This window comes from Streptomyces fumanus (assembly GCF_014655295.1).
In the GTDB taxonomy this organism is placed as follows: domain Bacteria; phylum Actinomycetota; class Actinomycetes; order Streptomycetales; family Streptomycetaceae; genus Streptomyces; species Streptomyces fumanus.
The window spans coordinates 85,328-104,322 of the sequence record NZ_BNBI01000003.1 but is presented as its reverse complement, the minus strand read 5'-3'; the positions used below and the strand labels follow the sequence as shown (position 1 = coordinate 104,322).

The window sequence follows — 18,995 nt, the reverse complement described above, 5'->3', positions numbered from 1 at the left end:
GTGTGAATGAATGGCGGTGAACCATGACTATTCTGTGGGGACATCGCCAGGAAGGTCCAGGCAGGGGCGTCCTGAGGCAGGGCGGCACCCCTCCGTCCGGACACCGAGTGCCTTACGGAACCGCCTTTTCGGTCGCCGCGTGAGTGATCCCGAAGGGGCCGCGAGGGCACATCGCCCTGCCCTTTTGGGCAATGTCGGCAAAGGGATTCCGATGCGGTCGCCTCGCGCTCTGCCGACACCCCGGCCTGCCGAATCCGCCATCGCATATCGGTGGCAGCGGGCCGGCTACTCCAGCCAGCCCGCTGCCCGTGCGGCCTGCCACGCCCTGCTCTCCGCCTTGTCCGCCGCGATGTTCCGCCGGGCGTCCCGGCCACCGGCGGCATGGGCGTCCTCGGCCGCGCGCCAGGCGGCCCTGGCGGTGCGGCGGGCTTCCAGGACGGCACCGCTGTACCCCTTGTCCCCGGTGGCTCTGGCGGACTCCACATCGCCCGCGCCGGACTCCACGGGCCGGGCCGCGCCGGCCGCCACTGCCGCCCACATCGCGGCCGTGGCGGCCTCGCCCGAGGTCATCTCGCCCTCGGGGCGGCGAGCGGCGTCGACTACGGCGGAGCGGGACGCGTCAGCGGCGGTCGTGCTCCACTTCCGGGCGACCTCGCCGGGGACCTTGCCCTCGATCAGCTCGGCCCGCTTGGAGGCGTACGCGGCGCGTGCGGTGTGGCAGTCGGCCAGCGTCCCGGCGTCGGCGCCCTCCCACTTGCCTTTCGTCTGGGCACATACGCGCATGGACTCGCGCCCGCCGTCCACGGCCTGCGCCGCGGTGGCCAGTACCCCGCCGAGGAGTACGGAGACCCCGGTCAGACCGACGACCACGACCTCGCGCGCACTTCTGCCGGCCATGCCCATCACGTTCACTTCCCATCCGTCACCTTCCCGCGTACGACTCCGCGGGGCTGGTGCCATCATGGTCAGGCCGCCGACGCGAACAGCGGCGAATCGCCAGCGGTCACTCCTACGAGGTCGCGGCGGCCGCGCGTCGTACGTCGACGGAGGCCGGCCTCGGGCGTCCCGCCGGGTCAGCAACGTGGACGCCGCACGGTCGGAATCGGAACCGTGGGGCTCGGACGCCGTCCCGCACACCGGGGGATGCGGCGACTCAGCGCACCAGCAGGTCGATCACGCCCGTCAGATCCTCCTCACCGCTGCCCTCGGCCAGGCGGCGGCGCATCAACTCGAAGTACGGGCTGAGCAGTTCGGGGCTGACACCCTGCTGCTCGGCGGTGTCCAGGAAGGTCGGCGTGCCGGCCACCTGCATGGCGAGGCTGGAGACGACCCCCCTGGTGTAGTCGCCGCTGCGCAGATGGTCGGCGGTCTGGTGCACGGCCGGGGCCATCGCGACGAGCCAGTCGGCGAGCAGCGGGGCGAGCGCCCCGGGGTCGATGTCCTCCTTGCGGATCAGGGCGAAGGCGTGCGCGGCCCCGGCGAACATCCCGTACATGGCGCTGAGCAGGGCCACGTCGTGCAGAGCGGCGAAGCCCGCGTCCTCGCCGACGTAGGTGGTGCCGGCCGGGACGCCCAGGGTCTCCCGGTGCCGTTCGAACAGCTCGGGCGAGCCGCTGTAGAAGACGTAGCCGCCGGCTTCCGGGACGCCGATCATGGGAGGTACGGCCATGATCCCGCCGTCCAGGTAACGGGCGCCGCGCTCCCGGGCCCACGCGGCACGGGCGCGGGCCTGGGCGGGGGTACTGGTGGTCAGGTTGACCAGGTCCCGGCCGGTCAGATCGGTGCCGGCCAGCGCCTCCTCGACGGAGGCGTCGTCCAGCAGGCAGACGACGACCAGGGTGTTCGCCGCGACCGCCCCGGCCGCGCTGCCCGCGACCCGCGCACCCTCGGCGGCGAGTGCCTCGGCGCGGGCCGGGGTGCGGTTCCAGACGGTGAGCGGGTGACCGGCGGCCAGCCAGGCCCGGGCCAGGGCGGTGCCCATCGCGCCCAGGCCCAGCAGCGTGACGGGAGTCTTCTCAACGGTGTTCGGTGTCATGCCGGTTAGGCTGGTCGGGAACCCAGGGGTGATCAAGTACGCACTTGGCAGTGGGTGGTTACCCCGAGGTGAGCGAGCACGTCGGGAGGGGTGGGGCATGACGACGCTGAACCGGCCGGGCACACCGGACGGACACGTATGCGGCATCGACACCGCGATGGAGGTGATCGGCGGCAAGTGGAAGGTGCTGATCCTGTGGGCACTGCACGAGCACCCCTGCCGTCGCTTCGGGGAACTGCGCCGGCTGCTTCCGGGGATCACCGAGAAGGTGCTGGCCTCTCACCTGCGTGAGCTGGAGGCGGACGGTGTCGTGCACCGCGTCTCCTACGACGAGGTGCCGCCCCGCGTCGAGTACTCGCTGACCGAGGACGGCCAACGTCTCAACGACGCGCTCGAGCCACTGGCCGCCTGGGGGCGCGAGCGGACGACCGGCCGGGGGCTGGGGGCGAAGGCGGGGTAGCGGAGCTTCGGCAGGTCCGCCAGGCGACGAGTGGCGAGCCCCGACAGCTTCGGCAGCCGGTGTCTGCGAGGGTGTGTGCGGATCTGCCGGCCGGATCTGGCGGCTGGGTCGGTCGGAGGGTGTTATGCGGATCCCTCCCCTTCGGCGAGGGCGAGTCGGTACTCGTGGGTCGTGCGCTGGTGGCGGAAGCCGAGTTGCTCGTTGACGGCGAGCATGTGCGCGTTGTCCGCGGCGTTGTCCGTCTCGACCTCGGTGACCTGGGGATACTTGGCGTGCAGTTGGCGCAGCATGTGTGCCTTGAGCCAGACGCCGAGCCCGTGGCCGCGGTGGGCGGGTACCACGGCGGTGTCGTACTGCCGGGCGCGGGTGGCCGTGCCGTCGGGTATCACGATCTCGGTGAAGCCCGCGATCTCGGCGGTACCGTCGTCGCTTTCGGCGCCGTGGACGGCAGCGACGGTCAGCAGGGTGTCACCGCGTCCGGCCACGACCGCCGCCATGGCGCGTACCCGCTCGGCGTCCCAGGAGAGCGTGCCGTAGTCCAGGTCGCCGGTGGGCATGTCGTTCATGGCGTTCTTCGCGGCGGCGAAGGTGTCCGCGAGCGCGTCGGGCACGGTGCCGTGCCACGCGACGGTGCGGTAGCCGGGCCGGTCGGTGCCGGTGAGCTCGACGAGCCGGTCGTGGTGCGCCTCGGTCAGTGACAGCAGGAGGTGATGGAGGGTCAGGGCCCGGCGGAAGCCGTGCCGTACGCAGAACAGGTCGGCGGTGCCCGACGCGGGCGTCTCGGCGATCAGGCTGCGGCGCCCCTCCGACCGGACCTCGGCGACCACGGCCGACAGCAGCGCGGTTCCGATGCCGCGCCGCCGTGCGTCGGGGTGGACGTGCAGGTCGGTCTCGGCCAGGTGCTCCTGCCCCTGGCGGTCGAACAGGCGCAGGGTGGCCGCGCCCACCGGCCGGGTCCTACCGTCGCCGTCCGTGGCGTACGCGAGCCAGGTCAGCAGTCTGCTGCCCAGTCCGGGGCGGGACAGCCGGGCGTACGCCTGGCTCGGGGTCGGGGGCGGGACGCCGGGCAGGTCCTCGGCCAGCGACGCGGTGACGACCTGGCGCCAGGCGTCGGCGTGCGCGGGGGTGACCTCCGGGATCGCGGTGATCGTCACTGGAGCGGTCGTGTCAGTCATGTCGGCCATGGCCTCCTGGGCGTGTCTTCTGTAGTCCGGCCGGCCCGCAGGGGTCCGTGGCGGCCGGCGAACGAGGAAGCCACCGCCCACCGGGCAGCACCACACACGCCCCCACGGTCAGCAGCCCGCCGGCCAGGAAGGTGTCCCGTACGCCGGCCAGCGGCAGGACCAGTCCGCCGAGGGCGGCGCCCGCCGCGATCCCGGCGTTGTAGGCACCCGAGTTGGCCGCGAGTGCGAGGTCCGTGCGGCCGGGCGCGCAGTGCAGCATCGCGTTCTGGGTCGTCATGAACACCGGCCCGAGCGCGCCGCCCATCAGTGCCAGGAACACCACCGCGGCCATCGGTTCGGTGCCTGCCGAGTACAGGCCGAGCATGCCCACCGCCTGCACGGCCACGGCCGCGGTCAGCGCCGACTGCGGGAAGCGGTCGAGCAGGGCCCCGGTGACGCTCACCCCGACCAGACAAGCGACGCCGAAAGCAACGAACAGGGCGTTCACCGTGCTCGCGGCGAACCCGCCCACATCGCCGAGGAACTTCACCAGGTACGTGAATCCCGTGAACGCCCCGGTGGCGGACAGAGCCCCGGCTGCCAGCACCGTCGCGAACCGGCGGGCGTCAGGGCGACTTCCGCGAGCGGCGGGTTCCTCCTCCGGCCGCGAGGTCGGCAGCAGTACGGCGATCGTCACCAGGGAGACAAGACCCAGCACCGCCAGTACGGCGACCGGCGCCTGCCAGTCGGTGCGCCGGCCCAGCCAGGTCCCGGCAGGCACACCGAGCACCAGGGCCAGCGAACCGGCGACGGACAGCGCCCCGACCACACGTCCGCGGACCTCGGGCGGGAACAGACCCACCGCGACCGGTCCCATCACGGCCCAGAACAGCGCCTGGGCGAGCGCGGTGAGCAGCCGCGCCACGAGAAGCTGCCAGTACGAGGTGGCGAGCGCCGCGCCCAGAGAGGACACGACCAGCGCGGCCAGCAGCCCCGTGAGTACGTAACGGCGGGGCAGGGCCCGTACGCAATGGGCGAGCGGCACGGAGGCCACGGCCACCGTGACGCCGTAACCGGTGACCAGCAGGCCGACCGCCGACAGGGACACCCGGACGCTCTCGGAGATGCGCTCCAGGAGTCCGACCGGCAGGTTCTCCGCGGTGTTGAAGGTGAAGGCCGCCAGCATCAGGGCCGCGAGCACCGCCGGCGCGTGCCAGGAAGCCGGCCGACCCGGTCGGCCCGTGACGGCGGCGCCTGCGCCCGCTTCCGCCCCTCGCGCCCGTTCCGTGACACCGTCCATGGAGATACCTCACCGGCCTCACCGGGCCCGCCGCAACCCAATTCGTCCGCCGTACGTGCGGAGTCGGTGCTTCCGTCGGGTGACTCGGCGCCGCGCCGATGCCGATGCCCCCGCGGTCGTCGACGAGGGCGAGGCTGAACTCCTGACCCCGGTTGCTCTTGGTCTCCCCGCCCTCACGGGACCGCCCGCGCCCTCGCCCGTCGCCGCGGACTCGGTGGCTTCCCGCAGCAGCGGAAATTCGATGGCGCGCGAGACGCCGTGTGATCACGCTTGTCCGGTGACTCAACCACCCAAGCACCAGATCAGGGCCTCGTACACCGACCGCACGATCACCGTCTACCAGGCGTACTCGCCGGTGATCGGTCTGGCGGCGGCCCGAGACGGCCGTTTCCCGGCGGCATGGAAACGGGACCGGATGACGTGGATCAAGCCGTCGTTCCTGTGGATGATGTACCGCTGCGGGTGGGGCAGCAAAGAAGGACAGGAGACCGTCCTCGCGGTCGAGATCACCCGGGACGGTTTCGAGTGGACCCTGCGACACGCCTGCCTGTCCCACTACGAGCACGGTCTTCACCCCGACCACGCCACCTGGCGACGCCAGTTGAGACAAGCGCCCGCCCGGGTGCAGTGGGACCCCGAACGCGACCTGCACCTCAGGCCGCTCCCGCACCGATCGCTGCAACTCGGTCTCGCCGGTGAAGCCGCACGTCTCTACGCCGACGAGTGGATCGTCTCCATGACCGACGTCACATCACTGGCCCGTACGGTCCACGCCCATGTACGAGACGGAGCGCTGGAGGCCGCCCGGCGGCTCCTGCCGCACGAGCGTCCATATCCCGTGGACCCGGCGACGTTCGGTCTCAGTGGCCGATGAAGGAACCGTGGTCACAGCGGTAGGCGTCTACTGAGTGATCAAGCTCGGGAGGCTGCCAGTGAGGGTCTACATCAGCGCGGACATGGAAGGCGTCACGGGACTCGTCGACGCCGATGACGTCCAGCCCGGCGGCCGGGACTACGAGCGCGGTCGGCTGATGATGGCGGAGGACGTCAACGCCGCCGTGCGAGGGGCGCTCGCGGCGGGGGCCACCGACATCACCGTCAACGACGCTCACGGCCCCATGCGTAACCTCCGTCCGGAGACCCTGCACCCGGCAGCCCGCCTCATCCGCGGCAGGCCCAAGAACATGGGGATGCTCGAAGGTCTTGTCCCGGACCACGACGCGCTGGTCTGCGTGGGGTATCACTCCCGGGCCGGTGCGCTCGGGGTGCTCAGCCACAGTTTCATGGGCCACGAGATCGAGGACATGTGGCTGGACGGCCGGCCGGTGGGGGAGATCGGCCTGGCACATGCCACCGCGGCGGCCGTCGGTGTCCCGATGGTGGTCCTCACCGGTGACGACGCCGCCTGCGCGGAGACGGCGGAATGGGATGCCGCTGTCACCACCGTGGCCGTGAAGTACGCGCGGGACCGGTTCGCGGCGGATCTGCGCCCGGTCGAGGAAGCACGTACGGCCATCGAGGAGGCGGTCGCCGCCGGCCTCGCCGTCCTGGACCTCGTACGGGCCGGAATGCGTGGCCCAATACGGCAACGGAGCCTGCTGCGAACCGTGTTGTGCTCGCCGGCCGTCGAGTGGTCCGCCCGCTCGGTGCTGGTGCCGAGCGGCCTCCCGACGGCCGGCGCGCGGGGGCTCACTGCCAGGTGGCGCCGCCGCGGTAGACCCGGTGGTCGGAGGTGCGCCGCTCGCCGCCGTAGAGGCTGTCGCCTTCGACGGCCCTGAAGTCGGCCGCGCTGAGGAAGATGTAGTCGATCTTCTTCTGGGTCGGGGGAGTGGTCGCGTCGGAGGTGAAGGTGATCTCTCCGCTGCGTCCCCGGACGGCCCCCGCGGGCCAGGACGCGGAGTAGTCCGGGTCCGACTCGTCGGCCTCGTGGAAGATGCCCTCGCCGCCGCTGTGGCTGTAGAACTTGTCCATGACGGGGTCCAGCGGCTCCGCGTTGAAGTCACCCATCAGCACCACCGGCTTCGTGGCGTGCCACGCGGAGGCCAGGGCCGCCAGGTTCGTCGCCTGGGAGGCGCGCTGCTGAGCGGAGGCGGCGGTCAGATGCACCGAGCACGCCTTCACGGGGCGGGAGCCGACGGCCGTGTCGGCGCAGAGCAGGAGGTTGGGGTCGGCCTCGGTGCCGAGGTTGTGGGTCTCCCGGGGCGCGGCGATGGGCTGCTTGGAGAAGAGCGCCATGCCGAACCCGTTGCCCTCGGAGGCGTCGTAGTCGTCGCACTGCCCGCCGGTGCCGCTGCTGGCGTACGTCGCGTGGTAGCCCTGGGCGACCAGGGCCGCGCGGATGCCGCGGTACTGGCTGTAGCAGGTCTCGTTCAGGGTGACGATGTCCGGGTCGTAGTTGCCGACCGATTCCACGATCTGGGCCGCCCGTACGGTGACTTCCCCGCGGGAGTCGGTGCCGGGCAGGTAGTTGTGCGGGGCGTCGGGCTGCCAGCAGACGTTGCCGCACATGTTGAAGTGCCAGAACCTCAGGTCCGTACTGGCCTCGGCCTCCGGGCCGTTGATCCCCGACTGCGCGTGAGGGCCAGCGCGCCGAAGGCAGCGGCGAGATAGCGCAGACGGCGTCTCGGTCGTGACATGGTGATGATTCCTCCGAAGCGTGCGGTCGGTCTCGGCGTCCAGGAGAACTCTCTGCTTCTACGACGAAGTCGCCGCCCCTGTTGTGACATCTGCCGCCGGCCGGACACGGCGGCCGGGTCCGCAGCCGGATGGGGGAGCGGGCCGCGGGCGGCCCCGCCCGGGCCGGCCCGGCGTCCGGACGCGGCGCCGCGCAGGGCCGACCGGTGGGCTTTGCCGCTCCCGCGGATTGTGACCGAGGACGGGCGGGTACCTGTGGCTGCCTGTGGCCGCTGCCAGCCGGAGGAGACCGCCTGTGACCGATCGGATCGCGGATGTCTGGGGGGCGCGTACGCCGCACGCGAGGGACACGGCGTGGCCCGTGCGGGTGGACAGTCATCTGGACGCCTCGGTGGCCGAGGCGGACGTGGACCGGTGGGTGCAGTCGGCCTGCGTGCTGTGCAGCAACGGCTGCGGCTGCGACATCGCGGTGAAGGACGGCCGCATGGTCGGCGTCCGGGGACGCGCGGCCGACACCGTCAACCACGGCCGGCTGGGACCGAAAGGGCTGTACGGGTCGTGGCAGTGGAGCCGTACCGACCGGCTCACCCACCCACTGGTCCGCGCGGCCGACGGGAACCTGGTCGAATGCGACTGGGACACCGCGATGGACCGCATCGTCGAACGCTCCCGGCACCTGCTGGCCACCGACGCCGGAGCCCTCAGCCACGGCTTCTACACCTCCGGCCAGCTCTTCCTGGAGGAGTACTACACCCTCGGCGTGATCGGCAAGGCGGGGCTCGGCACCCCGCACATGGACGGCAACACGCGGCTGTGCACGGCCACCGCGGCGGCCGCGCTGAAGGAGAACTTCGGCTCGGACGGGCAGCCGGGCAGCTACAGCGACATCGAGGCCACCGACGCCGTGTTCCTGTTCGGGCACAACATGGCGGAGACGCAGACCGTGCTGTGGATGCGCGTCCTGGACCGCGTCCACGGCCCGAACCCGCCGAGGATCGTCGCCGTCGACCCCCGTACCACCAAGGTCGCCGAGGCGGCCCGGGCCACCGGCGGGGTGCACCTGGCGCCGCTGCCGGGCACCAACCAGGCCCTGATGAACGCGCTGACCCGCGAGGTCATCCGCAACGGCTGGCTGGACGAGCAGTACATCGCCGCGCACACCCTCGGTTACGACGAGCTGAAGGCCACCGTCGAGCCCTACACCCCCGAGCACGCGGCCGGCATCTGCCGGGTGCCGGCCGACGACATCCGGCGCGCCGCCGAGATCTTCGGCACCTCCGAGCGCGTGCTGTCCACGGTGCTGCAGGGCTTCTACCAGTCCCACCAGGCCACCGCCGCCTCCTGCGCGGTGAACAACCTGCACCTGCTGCGCGGACTGCTCGGCCGGCCCGGATGCGGCATCCTGCAGATGAACGGCCAGCCCACCGCGGAGAACACCCGCGAGTGCGGCGCCGACGGGGACCTGCCGGGCTTCCGCAACTGGGACAACCCCGAGCACGTCCGGCAGTTGGCCGAGCTGTGGAACGTCGACCCCATGATCATCCCGCACTGGGCGCCGCCGACGCACGCCCTGCAGATCTGGCGCTACTGCGAACAGGGCTCGATCGGCCTGCTGTGGATCTCCGGCACCAACCCCGCGGTGTCCCTGCCCGACCTGCCCCGCATCCGCAAGATCCTCCAGCAGGACTCGCTGTTCACCATCGTCCAGGACGGCTTCCTCACCGAGACCGCCCGCATGGCCGACGTCGTCCTGCCGGCCGCCCTGTGGGGGGAGAAGCAGGGCACGTTCACCAACGTCAACCGCACTGTGCACCTGTCGGAGCAGGCCGTCGAGCCGCCCGGCCAGGCCCGCAGCGACCTGGAGATCTGGCTGGACTACGCCCGCCGCATGGACTTCCGGGACGCGGACGGCGCCCCGCTGATCAAGTGGTCCGACCCGGAAGGGGCGTTCGAGGCGTGGAAGGAGTGCACCCGGGGCCGGCTCGTGGACTACACCGGCCTGACCTACGACAAGCTGCGCGGCGGCAGCGGCATCCCCTGGCCGGTGAACGAGGAGGCGCCCCAGGGCACCGAGCGCCTCTACGCGGACGCCGACTTCCCCACCCGCCCGGAGGACTGCGAGACCTACGGCCACGACCTGCTCACCGGCGGTGTGCTCAGCGAACAGGAGTACCGCGCCCGGTATCCCGACGGCCGCGCGTTCCTCAAGGCCGCCGCCTACGTCCCGCCCCCGGAGCAACCGGGGCGGGAGTACCCGTTCGTCCTCACCACCGGCCGTACCGTCTACCACTTCCACACCCGCACCAAGACCGGGCGCTCCCGGCAGCTCCGCCGTGCCGCGCCCGCGGTGTGGGCGGAGCTGTCCGTGTCCGACGCGGCCCGGCTCGGTGTGCGCGAGGGCGACCTGGTGCAACTGGAATCCCCCCGGGGTGTCATGCGGGCCCCGGTACGGATCGGCCGCGGCCGGGACGGGGTGGTCTTCACGCCGTTCCACTACGGCTACTGGGACCGGCCCGACTCCGACGGTACGGCACCGGGCGGCGAGCCGAGCGCGGCGAACGAACTGACGCTCACCGAATGGGACCCGGTCTCCAAGCAGCCGCTGTTCAAGACCGGTGCGGTCAGGGTCACGAAGATCGCCGATGCCACCGGGCCCTCGCCCGCGCCCACCACCACGGCCTCCGCACCGGCCGACCCGGACGGTGTCCCGGCCACCGCCGGCGGCCCCGACGCGGAAGTGACCGAGCACCTGCACGACCCGCACGCCACCACTCCACCGGACGCCGAAGCAGCCGCCACCCCGCCGGACGCCCCAGCGCCCGGGGACGCGGCGGACCACCCCGGCCGCACCACGGCCGCCGACCCCGGCCCGGAGGGCTGACCGATGCACCTCGCCACCTACGTCGGCCTGCAGCACACCGCGGCCCGGACGCTGGCCGACGCCTTCCGCCAGGTCGCCGACGGACACGCCGACGAACCCGACGTGCACAACCTCGGCCACACGCTCGCCCGGATGAGCGACACCCACGTCGAGCTGCTCGCGCCGGTGGCCGACCGGTACGGCGAGGAGCGGGAGGACGAACCCGAGCGGCTGCACGCCGACGGTCTGCCGGGTACCCGCTCCGGCGGCGTCGGCCTCCTGCGCGACCTGCAGGACCTGTACACCCTGGCCTCCTTCGTCGACATCACCTGGACCGTCCTGGGGCAGGCGGCCCAGGGCACGCGCGACCGGGAGCTGCTGAAGGTCGTGCACACCTGCAAGACCGACACACAGCGCCAGTTGCGGTGGCTGAACACCCGTATCAAACAGGCCGCTCCGCAGGCGCTCATCGCCTCCTGAGCCGCCGGCCGCCCCGGACACCGACCCCGACGCCGACGCCGACGTGGGAAGCTCTCACGATCCCTGGTCCCGCATGTCGACCGGCCGGTCCCCGGTCGGGGCCGGGGACGCCGTGGCGGGGAGCACCTGGTGGAGCCGGCACGCGGTGACGGTGAGCCATACCGCCAGGGCGGTCCAGGCCAGGGGGTGCCGCGCGGCGGCCAGGGGGCCGAGGTGGCGTGCCGCGGCGAGCCGGGCGGTGGCGGTGGCGTACATGCCCACGGGGAAGACGATGCTCCACAGGGCGGGTTCGCAGCCGAGCGGGACGCGGTGCCGCCGGTGCCGCCAGACGCCCGCCGCCAGCAGGACGGGGATCAGCGCGGTGGCCCAGGCCCACAGGCCGGTCACCGCGACCGCCAGGGGCGTCCGCGCGGGATGGGGCAGGAGCGCGGTGCGACCGAGGAGGTGGGCGCCGGTGAGGACGCTGATGGCGACGGCTCCCATGGTGATCCAGTAGGGCGATGCGAGGTCGGCGGGCGCGGGGGGCGCGTGCCGCAGACGCCGTGCCACGGCCGTGAGGGTGGCCGCGTACAGCAGGACCCCGGTGGTCCACAGCGCGAGGGCGGTCGCGAGGACGGGGCGGCTGGGGTAAAGAGTGGCTCCGGTGAGCACGAGCGACTGCAGGCCGACGGTGGCCAGGAACCAGGTGCCGTCCGCCTGCCGGAGCGCGGTGCGCGCGCCGCGGCGCAGCAGCCGGGCGGCGGCCCCGGCCAGGGCCGCCCACACGGTGCCCGCGAGGGCCAGCAGCGCACCGGCGGCGAGGCGGACGGTGCCGTGGTCGAGGCGGCCGGCCAGCACACCACCGGCGGCGACCAGGGTGAAGTGGCCGAACAGGCGGTCCGGGCCGGCGAGTTCGGCGCGAAGGGCGTCCGGGTGGTACGCGGCCTTGAGGCCCGCGGCGACCAGCAGCGCGAGGTAGAGCGCGGCGGCGATGCCGAACAGCAGCAGGGACACCGTCCGGGCGCCGGACTGGGCCAGGGCCTTGGAGACGATGCCGGTGGCCATGACGGGGGCGAAGCACGCGGGACGCAGCTCCCGGCACCGGTCGCGCAGCGCCGGGCGTTTCACCGGGAGCGGGTCGCCCGCGGTGCCGGCCGCGGCCGGTAGGCGGAGGGCAGCGGCCGGTTCCCACGGGAGCGGTAGACGATGTACGGGCGGGTCAGGTAGCCGAGCGGGGCGGTGAAGGCGTGCACGAGGCGGCTGAAGGGCCACAGCGCGAACAGCGCCATGGCGAGCAGGGCGTGCACCTGGTACACGAAGGGGGCGTGGGCCATCGCGGACACGTCGGGGTCGAGGGTGAACAGGGAGCGGAACCACACCGAGACGCCCAGCCGGTAGTCGTAAGGGTGGGGCCGGAGGGTGGTGGCGGTGGCGGCGAGCCCGGCCAGCAGGACGCAGCCGAGGACCGGGTAGACGGCGCGGTCGCTGCGGCTGGTGGCGGCCCGGACGGCGGGCACGCGCAGGCGCCGGTGGAGCAGGACGGCCAGGCCGGTGAGGGTGGCCAGGCCCGCGGTGCCGCCGACGAGCAGCGCGTTGGCGTGGTAGAGCCGTTCGTGGATGTGCACGTCTTCGGTGAGCGACTCGGGCACCAGCAGCCCGATGACGTGACCGGCCACCACGAAGAGCAGCCCGAAGTGGAACAGCGGGCCGCCGATGGCGAGCAGCCTGCTCTCGTGCAGTTGACTGGAGCGGGTGGTGAAGCCGAACCGGTCGTAGCGGTAGCGCCAGGCGGTGCCGGTGACCAGGAGGACGGTGACGAGGTAGGGCAGTACGCCCCACAGGGCGGTGTGCAGGTGGTTCACCGGGGCGTCTCCTGCCGGTGCGGGGGGTAGGGGAGGAGGCCGACGGTCTCGGTGGGCGGGCCGGTCCGGGCGAGCGCGAGGGCTTCCTTGCGGCTGTCGGGACCGCGGCCGGGCAGGGTGCGGCAGACCGCTTCCACGATGTCGGCGTAGGGGCTGTGGTAGGCGGCCAGGGCGAAGCGCAGCAGTTCCAGGCCGGGCCGGTACTCGGTCAGCAGACGGGTCCCGGCCTCCGGGGCGCGGGCGGCGAACTCCAGCATCAGGGGCAGGAAGTCGGGCAGTTCGTCCTCGGGCGGCTGCCAGCCGTGCTCGCGGTAGCGGGCCTTGAGGCGGGCCAGGGCCGCACCGCGGCGCCGGGTGTCGCCGTCGGTGTAGTAGGTCAGGTACAGGCAGCGGCGCCGGCTGCGGTCGAACGTGGCGACGTACCGGGCCGCCCACTCCAGCGGGTCCTGCTCGCCGGCCAGGTCGCAGAAGGCCAGCAGCAGGCCGATCTCGGCGCCGGGCACCGGCTCCAGCGCGGCGCGTACGGTGCGCAGGCGGGCGTGCCAGTCCTCGTCCGGGTAGCCGAGCAGCAGCGCGGCGGCCTGGTGGACGACCGGGCGGCTCACCGGGACCCGCCCCCGCCACCGGGGAAGAGGCCCTCCGGGCGGCCGCGGCCGTTCCAGTTCAGCAGGTTGACCCGGCCGCGCAGCGAGGTGCCCGCGTGCCGCGGCCCGGGGGCGTCCGCGAGCGGGGCGTGGAAGGCGTCCGCGTCGAACATGCCCACACCGCCGTGTCCGCCCAGACTGCACCCCTGCGTGAGGTCGTCCTCGGGGGTGCGGGCCGCGTAGCCGGTGGGGATGACGTACCGCTCGTCGTACTTGGCCAGCGCCAGCAGCCGGTACATCGCCTCGATGCCCGGGGCGTCCAGGCCGACGGCGCGGGCGATGGCGGGGTCCTGGGGCTCGCCGAGGTTGACCCGCCGCATGTGGGCGCGCATCGCCGCCAGACGGCACAGCGCCGCCTCCACCGGGGCGGGGTCGCCCGCGGTGAACAGCCCGGCGAGGTACTCCACCGGGATGCGCAGGGAGTCGATCGCGGCGAACAGCTTCGCGGGGTCCTCGCCGTCGTGGCCGGTGGCGGTGAGGGACTCCACGACCGGTGACAGCGGGGGGATGTACCAGACCATGGGCATGGTGCGGTACTCCGGGTGCAGCGGCAGCGCCACCTTGTACGTGCTGATCAGCGCGTGCACGGGGGAGCGGCGGGCGGCGGTGATCCAGTCGTGCGGGATCCCGGCGTCCTCGGCGGCGCGCCGCACCGCCGGGTCCTCGGGGTCGAGGAAGCAGTCCAGTTGGGCCTCGTACAGGCCCCGCTCGTCCTCGGTGGCGGCGGCCGCGCCGACCCGGTCGGCGTCGTACAGGATCACGCCGAGGTAGCGCAGCCGGCCGACGCAGGTCTCGGAGCAGACGGTCGGCTGGCCGGCCTCGATGCGCGGGTAGCACAGGGTGCACTTCTCGGCCTTGCCCGACTGGTGGTTGAAGTAGATCTTCTTGTACGGGCAGCCGGACACGCACATGCGCCAGCCCCGGCACCGGTCCTGGTCGACCAGGACGATGCCGTCCTCGATCCGCTTGTACAGCGCGCCGGAGGGGCACACGGCCACACAGGACGGGTTGAGGCAGTGCTCGCAGATCCGGGGCAGGTAGAACATGAACGCCTGCTCGTACTCCAGGCGCACCCGCTCGTTCATCTGCTGGAGCACGGGGTCGTCCGCCAGGTGGGCCGGGCCGCCGCCCAGGTCGTCGTCCCAGTTGGGGCCCCAGGTGACCTCGGTGGGGCGGCCGTCGATCAGGGAGCGGGGCGCGGCGGTGGGCACGTCGTCGCCCAGGGGGGCCGAGATCAGGTTCTCGTAGTCGTAGGTCCACGGCTGGTAGTAGTCGTCCAGGGAGGGCAGTTCGGGGTTGGCGAACAGCCGGGCCAGACGGCGGGCCCGGCCGCCGGCCCGCGGCACCAGCCTGCCGTGCTTGAGGTGCCAGCCGCCCTTCCACTTCTCCTGGTCCTGGTAGCCGCGGGGGTAGCCCTGGCCGGGGCGGGTCTCGACGTTGTTGAACCACACGTACTCGGTGCCCTGCCGGTTGGTCCAGGTCTGCTTGCAGGTGACCGAGCAGGTGTGGCAGCCGATGCACTTGTCGAGGTTCATCACCATCGCGACCTGTGCCATCACCCGGCCGAGGGGTGCGTCGCCACGGGACATGTCAGTACTCCACATTCTGGGCGCGGCGCCGGATCACGGTGACCGCGTCGCGCTGGTTGCCGGTGGGTCCGTAGTAGTTGGGGGCGAAGGAGAGCTGGGCGTGGCCGCCGATCAGGTGGGTCGGTTTGATCAGCAGCCGGGTGAGGGCGTTGTGGACGCCGCCGCGCCGGCCGGTGGTCTCGGACTTGGGTACGTTCACCAGGCGTTCCTGGACGTGGTACATGAACACGGTGCCGGGGGGCATCCGGTGCGAGACGATCGCGCGGGCGACGACGACTCCGTTGGGGTTCACCGCTTCGATCCAGTCGTTGTCCGCGACGCCGATCGACTCGGCGTCGGCCACGCTGATCCAGATGACCGGGCCGCCCCGGGCCAGGGTCTGCATCAGCAGGTTCTCCTGGTACTCGGAGTGGATCGACCACTTGGAGTGCGGGGTCAGGTAGCGCACCGTCACCGACCGGCCGCCGTCCTCGCCGCGGGCCGTCTCACCCAGGACGTCGAGTCCCAGCGGGGGCCGGTAGACGGGCAGTTGCTCCCCGTACTCGGCGATCCACTGGTGGTCGAGGTAGAAGTGCTGGCGGCCGGTGAGGGTGTGCCAGGGCTTGGCGTGCTCGGTGTTGATGGTGAAGGGCGCGTACCGGCGGTCCGGGCTCTCCTTGCCCGACCACTCGAAGCTCGCGCCGACCTGGACGGGCCGGGCCTGGGTGTCGGAGAACTCCACCCGCCGATCGGCCACCGAGGCGCCCAGTTCCGTGAACCCGCTGTCGGCGCCGCAGCGTTCGGCGAGCCGCTCGAAGCCCTCGGCGGCCAGGCGGCCGTTGGTGGTGCCCGACAGGGCGAGGATCGCCTCGCAGAGCTTGACGTCGGTGTCGAGCAGGGGCCGCCCGCGCACCGGCTCGCGGGCGGCGGTCCCGCAGCGCGCGGCCAGCCGGGCGACCTCCGGCCGGGGGTGCACGGTCACGCCCTTGACGGTGATGCCCAGTTCATCGACGAGCGGTCCGAGCGCCGCCATCTTCTCGCCGATGGCGGTGTAGTCCCGTTCGACGACGGTGAACTGGGGCCCGGTGGCCGCGTCCGGCGGCGCCTCGCCCGGGGTGTCGTGCTGCAAGGGGGTGGCGACGAGGTCGTGGGCCACGTCGAGGCGGCCCTTCGCCAGCCGGGCGACCTCGGTGGCGAGCCCGTGGAAGATCTCGAAGTCGGTACGGGCCTGCCACGGCGGGTCGATGGCCGGGGAGAAGGCGTGGACGTAAGGGTGCATGTCCGTGCTGGACAGGTCGTGCTTCTCGTACCAGGTCGCGGCCGGCAGGACCAGATCGGCGAAGAGGGTCGTGGAGGTCATGCGGAAGTCCAGCGCCAGCAGCAGGTCGAGCTTGCCGCGCGGCCCGTCCTCCCGCCAGGTGACGTCGCGGGGCCTGCTCGCGGGCGGTGCCTCCTGGGCACTGGCGTTGTCGGAGGCGCCCAGGAGGTGCCGCAGGAAGAACTCGTTGCCCTTGGCGGAGGACCCGATCAGGTTGGCCCGCCACACGGTGAGCACCCTGGGCCAGTTGGCCGGGTCGTCCGGGTTCTCGCAGGCGTAGGCGAGCCGTCCGGCGTCGCGTTCGGCGGCCAGCCAGGCCGCGGGATCCGCGCCGCTCTCGTGCAGGCGCCGCCCCAGCTCCAGCGGGTTGGCGGAGAAGGTGGGGGCGGAGGGCATCCAACCCTTGCGGACGGAGTGCGCGATCAGGTCCGCGGTGTGCAGCCCGGCGAGGGCGCCGGACGCGGTGGGCGAGGTCAGCACGTCGGCGGTGTGCTTCTCGTAGCGCCACTGGTCGGTGTGGAGGTACCAGTACGGTGTCCCCGCCATCTGCCGCGAGGGGCGCACCCAGTCCGACGCCGTCGCCATCTGCTGCCAGCCCGCGAAGGGCCGGACCTTCTCCTGGCCCACGTAGTGCGCCCAGCCGCCGCCGTTGACGCCCTGGCAGCCGGTGAGCAGCAGCAGCGACAGGAACGAGCGGTAGATGGTGTCGGAGTGGAACCAGTGGTTGGTGCCCGCCCCCATCACGATCATGCAGCGGCCCCGGGTCCGCTCCGCGGTCCGGGCGAACTCCCGCGCCGCGCGCACCGCCGCCGTCGCGGACACCGACGTGACCTCCTCCTGCCACGCCGGGGTGCACGGTACCGTGGCGTCCTCGTACGAGGCCGGCCACTGTCCGTCCAGGCCCTCGCGCCCCACCCCGTACTGGGCGAGCAGCAGGTCGAAGACGGTGGTCACCAGGCGCCCGCCGACGCGCAGCGCCGGCACCGAGCGGCGCAGTGCCGCGGCGGACCCGTCGAAGCGGGGCAGCAGCACCGGCGCCGTCACGGCCTCCGGCCGGCCGTACAGGCTCAGCAGCGGTTCGAGGTCACCGAGATCCAGGTTCCAGCGGCCTTCGCTCGCCTTGCCCCAGCGGTCGCCCAGGGTGCCGTTGGGCACCGCCGGGCCGCCCGTCACCCGGTCGAACAGGACCGGCATCCAGCGCCGGGCCTCACCTGCCGCGTCCTGGGCCAGACCGAGGTCCACGGCGGTGACGAACGCCCCGGGCGTACAGCCGTCCGCCGCGCGCTCGTCCAGGGCGACGAGGAAGGGCAGGTCGGTGAACCGCTTGACGTAGTCGGTGAAGTACGGCACCTGCCGGTCGACGAAACACTCCTTGAGGATCACGTGCCCCATGGCCATGGCCAGGGCGGCGTCGGTGCCCGGGTGCGGGTGCAGCCACTCGTCGGCGAACTTGGTGGCGTCCGCGTAGTCCGGGGAGACCACCACCACCTTCTGGCCCCGGTAGCGGGCCTCGGCCATCCAGTGCGCGTCCGGGGTGCGGGTCACCGGCACGTTGGAGCCCCACAGCATCAGGTAGGCCGCGTCCCACCAGTCACCCGACTCCGGCACGTCGGTCTGGTCCCCGAAGACCTGGGGTGAGGCGATCGGCAGATCCGCGTACCAGTCGTAGAACGACAGCATCGGGGCGCCGATCAGCGCGTGGAAGCGGGCGCCGACCGCGTGCGAGGCCATCGACATCGCCGGGATCGGGGAGAAGCCGGCGATGCGGTCGGGCCCGTACTCCTTCAGCGTGTGCACATGCGCGGCGGCGGCGATCTCCAGCGCCTCCTCCCAGCCGATGCGCACCAGGCCGCCCTTGCCGCGCGCCGACTGGTAGCGGCGCCGCTGCTCCGGATCGCCCGTCACCTCGGCCCAGGCGGCGACCGGGTCCCCGCCGTGGCGGCGCTTGGCGTCCCGGAACAGCTCCAGCAGCACGCCGCGCGCATGGGGGTACTTCACCCGCGTGGGGGAGTAGGTGTACCAGGAGAACGCCGCCCCCCGCGGGCAGCCCCGCGGCTCGTAGTCGGGCCGGTCCGCACCGGCCGAGGGGTAGTCGGTCGCCTGTGTCTCCCAGGTGATCAGGCCGTCCTTGACGTACACCTGCCACGAGCAGGAGCCGGTGCAGTTCACCCCGTGGGTGGAGCGCACCACCTTGTCGTGCGCCCAGCGCTCCCGGTACGGCGCGTCGTTGACCTGCTGCTCCAGCTCGAACACCGCCCGCCGCTCCGGCGTGACCGGTGCCCGCCGCAGTGACTGCCCCACCGCGAAGAGCCGTTCCGCCGCATCCGCCGCGATCCGCTCGGCTTCGGCCTTGCCACGTCCCACGTCTGACTCCCCTCGCGGACAGTGCTCACCACGCTCACTCAGCGCACTCACCCGCTGACGAGCGGAAGCCAGACTCCCCCTTCCGGTCGCCCGATGTGGATCTGTTTTTGGCCAGTTTGTTGTGTCTAGAACTTATTTTTCTCCGGGTTTTGCGGCCCCTGACGTGCTGGAAACCTCACCACAACAATCGGCACGCTCCGTCACTGGTCAGGGGAGAGATAGGCCGGTGCATGGCATATGCCGTATACGATCTTTCCGGGCCTGGGTCCGCGGAGGCGAGCCGCGACGGCGGAGACGCCGGCCGGTGGGCCGACCTGACGCGCCGCGA

Annotated in this window: 15 protein-coding genes; 5 read left to right on the top strand and 10 right to left on the bottom strand. The window is 72.5% G+C overall.

What is annotated here, in order from left to right:
* Nucleotides 1–285: 285 nt before the first annotated feature.
* Together IE316_RS07585 and IE316_RS07580 are read right to left on the bottom strand one after the other, a co-directional pair.
* Nucleotides 286–897 (bottom strand): hypothetical protein, encoded by a 612-nt coding sequence (locus IE316_RS07585; protein ID WP_190203377.1) that lies wholly within the window; start codon nt 895–897, stop codon nt 286–288.
* A 256-nt stretch (nt 898–1,153) separates the two neighbouring features.
* Nucleotides 1,154–2,035 carry an NAD(P)-dependent oxidoreductase gene (locus IE316_RS07580; RefSeq protein WP_190203376.1) on the bottom strand — a complete coding sequence of 294 codons (882 nt, stop codon included), beginning with the start codon at nt 2,033–2,035 and terminating at the stop codon, nt 1,154–1,156.
* 97 nt (nt 2,036–2,132) lie between these two features.
* On the opposite strand from IE316_RS07580, the gene IE316_RS07575 reads away from it, so the two are divergent.
* The gene (locus tag IE316_RS07575; RefSeq protein WP_190203375.1) at nt 2,133–2,495 is read left to right on the top strand and encodes a winged helix-turn-helix transcriptional regulator; all 363 of its coding nucleotides are present in this window, start codon (nt 2,133–2,135) and stop codon (nt 2,493–2,495) included.
* Between the two features lie 122 nt (nt 2,496–2,617).
* Here IE316_RS07575 and IE316_RS07570 read toward each other — a convergent pair whose 3' ends face one another.
* Both IE316_RS07570 and IE316_RS07565 read right to left on the bottom strand, forming a co-directional pair.
* The gene (locus tag IE316_RS07570; RefSeq protein ID WP_229910253.1) at nt 2,618–3,670 is read right to left on the bottom strand and encodes a GNAT family N-acetyltransferase; all 1,053 of its coding nucleotides are present in this window, start codon (nt 3,668–3,670) and stop codon (nt 2,618–2,620) included.
* Nucleotides 3,663–4,844, bottom strand: a complete 1,182-nt coding sequence (locus IE316_RS07565) for an MFS transporter (protein WP_190203730.1) — start codon at nt 4,842–4,844, stop codon at nt 3,663–3,665. The genes IE316_RS07570 and IE316_RS07565 overlap by 8 nt, the downstream gene beginning before the upstream one ends.
* Nucleotides 4,845–5,199: 355 nt before the next feature.
* Here IE316_RS07565 and IE316_RS07560 point away from each other — a divergent pair, with 355 nt between their 5' ends.
* Both IE316_RS07560 and IE316_RS07555 read left to right on the top strand, forming a co-directional pair.
* Entirely contained in the window at nt 5,200–5,832 is a 633-nt protein-coding gene (locus IE316_RS07560; protein ID WP_190203729.1) for a DUF4291 domain-containing protein, read from the top strand.
* A 58-nt stretch (nt 5,833–5,890) separates the two neighbouring features.
* Entirely contained in the window at nt 5,891–6,736 is an 846-nt protein-coding gene (locus IE316_RS07555; protein ID WP_229910252.1) for a M55 family metallopeptidase, read from the top strand.
* On the opposite strand, the gene IE316_RS07550 is transcribed toward IE316_RS07555, so the two are convergent.
* Nucleotides 6,648–7,466, bottom strand: a complete 819-nt coding sequence (locus IE316_RS07550; protein ID WP_190203373.1) for an endonuclease/exonuclease/phosphatase family protein — start codon at nt 7,464–7,466, stop codon at nt 6,648–6,650. The genes IE316_RS07555 and IE316_RS07550 overlap by 89 nt on opposite strands.
* Before the next feature lie 421 nt (nt 7,467–7,887).
* Here IE316_RS07550 and IE316_RS07545 point away from each other — a divergent pair, with 421 nt between their 5' ends.
* Nucleotides 7,888–10,473 (top strand): molybdopterin oxidoreductase family protein, encoded by a 2,586-nt coding sequence (locus tag IE316_RS07545; RefSeq protein ID WP_190203372.1) that lies wholly within the window; start codon nt 7,888–7,890, stop codon nt 10,471–10,473.
* Between the two features lie 3 nt (nt 10,474–10,476).
* Nucleotides 10,477–10,932 carry a hypothetical protein gene (locus IE316_RS07540; protein WP_190203371.1) on the top strand — a complete coding sequence of 152 codons (456 nt, stop codon included), beginning with the start codon at nt 10,477–10,479 and terminating at the stop codon, nt 10,930–10,932.
* Between the two features lie 54 nt (nt 10,933–10,986).
* Here the strand turns inward: IE316_RS07540 and IE316_RS07535 are convergent, their stop codons facing one another.
* Genes IE316_RS07535 through IE316_RS07515 form a run of 5 tightly spaced genes read right to left on the bottom strand, consistent with a single transcriptional unit; the run spans nt 10,987 to nt 18,667 of the window.
* Entirely contained in the window at nt 10,987–12,039 is a 1,053-nt protein-coding gene (locus tag IE316_RS07535) for a tellurite resistance/C4-dicarboxylate transporter family protein (RefSeq protein ID WP_190203370.1), read from the bottom strand.
* Nucleotides 12,036–12,773 (bottom strand): respiratory nitrate reductase subunit gamma, encoded by a 738-nt coding sequence (gene narI, locus IE316_RS07530; RefSeq protein ID WP_190203369.1) that lies wholly within the window; start codon nt 12,771–12,773, stop codon nt 12,036–12,038. Before narI ends, IE316_RS07535 begins: the two co-directional genes overlap by 4 nt.
* Nucleotides 12,770–13,378: a nitrate reductase molybdenum cofactor assembly chaperone gene (gene narJ / locus IE316_RS07525; protein WP_190203368.1), complete on the bottom strand. Its 609-nt coding sequence runs from the start codon at nt 13,376–13,378 to the stop codon at nt 12,770–12,772. The genes narI and narJ overlap by 4 nt, the downstream gene beginning before the upstream one ends.
* A complete protein-coding gene (gene narH, locus IE316_RS07520; RefSeq protein ID WP_229910251.1) occupies nt 13,375–15,006 on the bottom strand; it encodes a nitrate reductase subunit beta in 1,632 nt (543 codons plus the stop codon). The genes narJ and narH overlap by 4 nt, the downstream gene beginning before the upstream one ends.
* A 1-nt stretch (nt 15,007) precedes the next feature.
* Nucleotides 15,008–18,667 carry a nitrate reductase subunit alpha gene (locus IE316_RS07515; protein ID WP_190203367.1) on the bottom strand — a complete coding sequence of 1,220 codons (3,660 nt, stop codon included), beginning with the start codon at nt 18,665–18,667 and terminating at the stop codon, nt 15,008–15,010.
* Nucleotides 18,668–18,995: the final 328 nt, after the last annotated feature.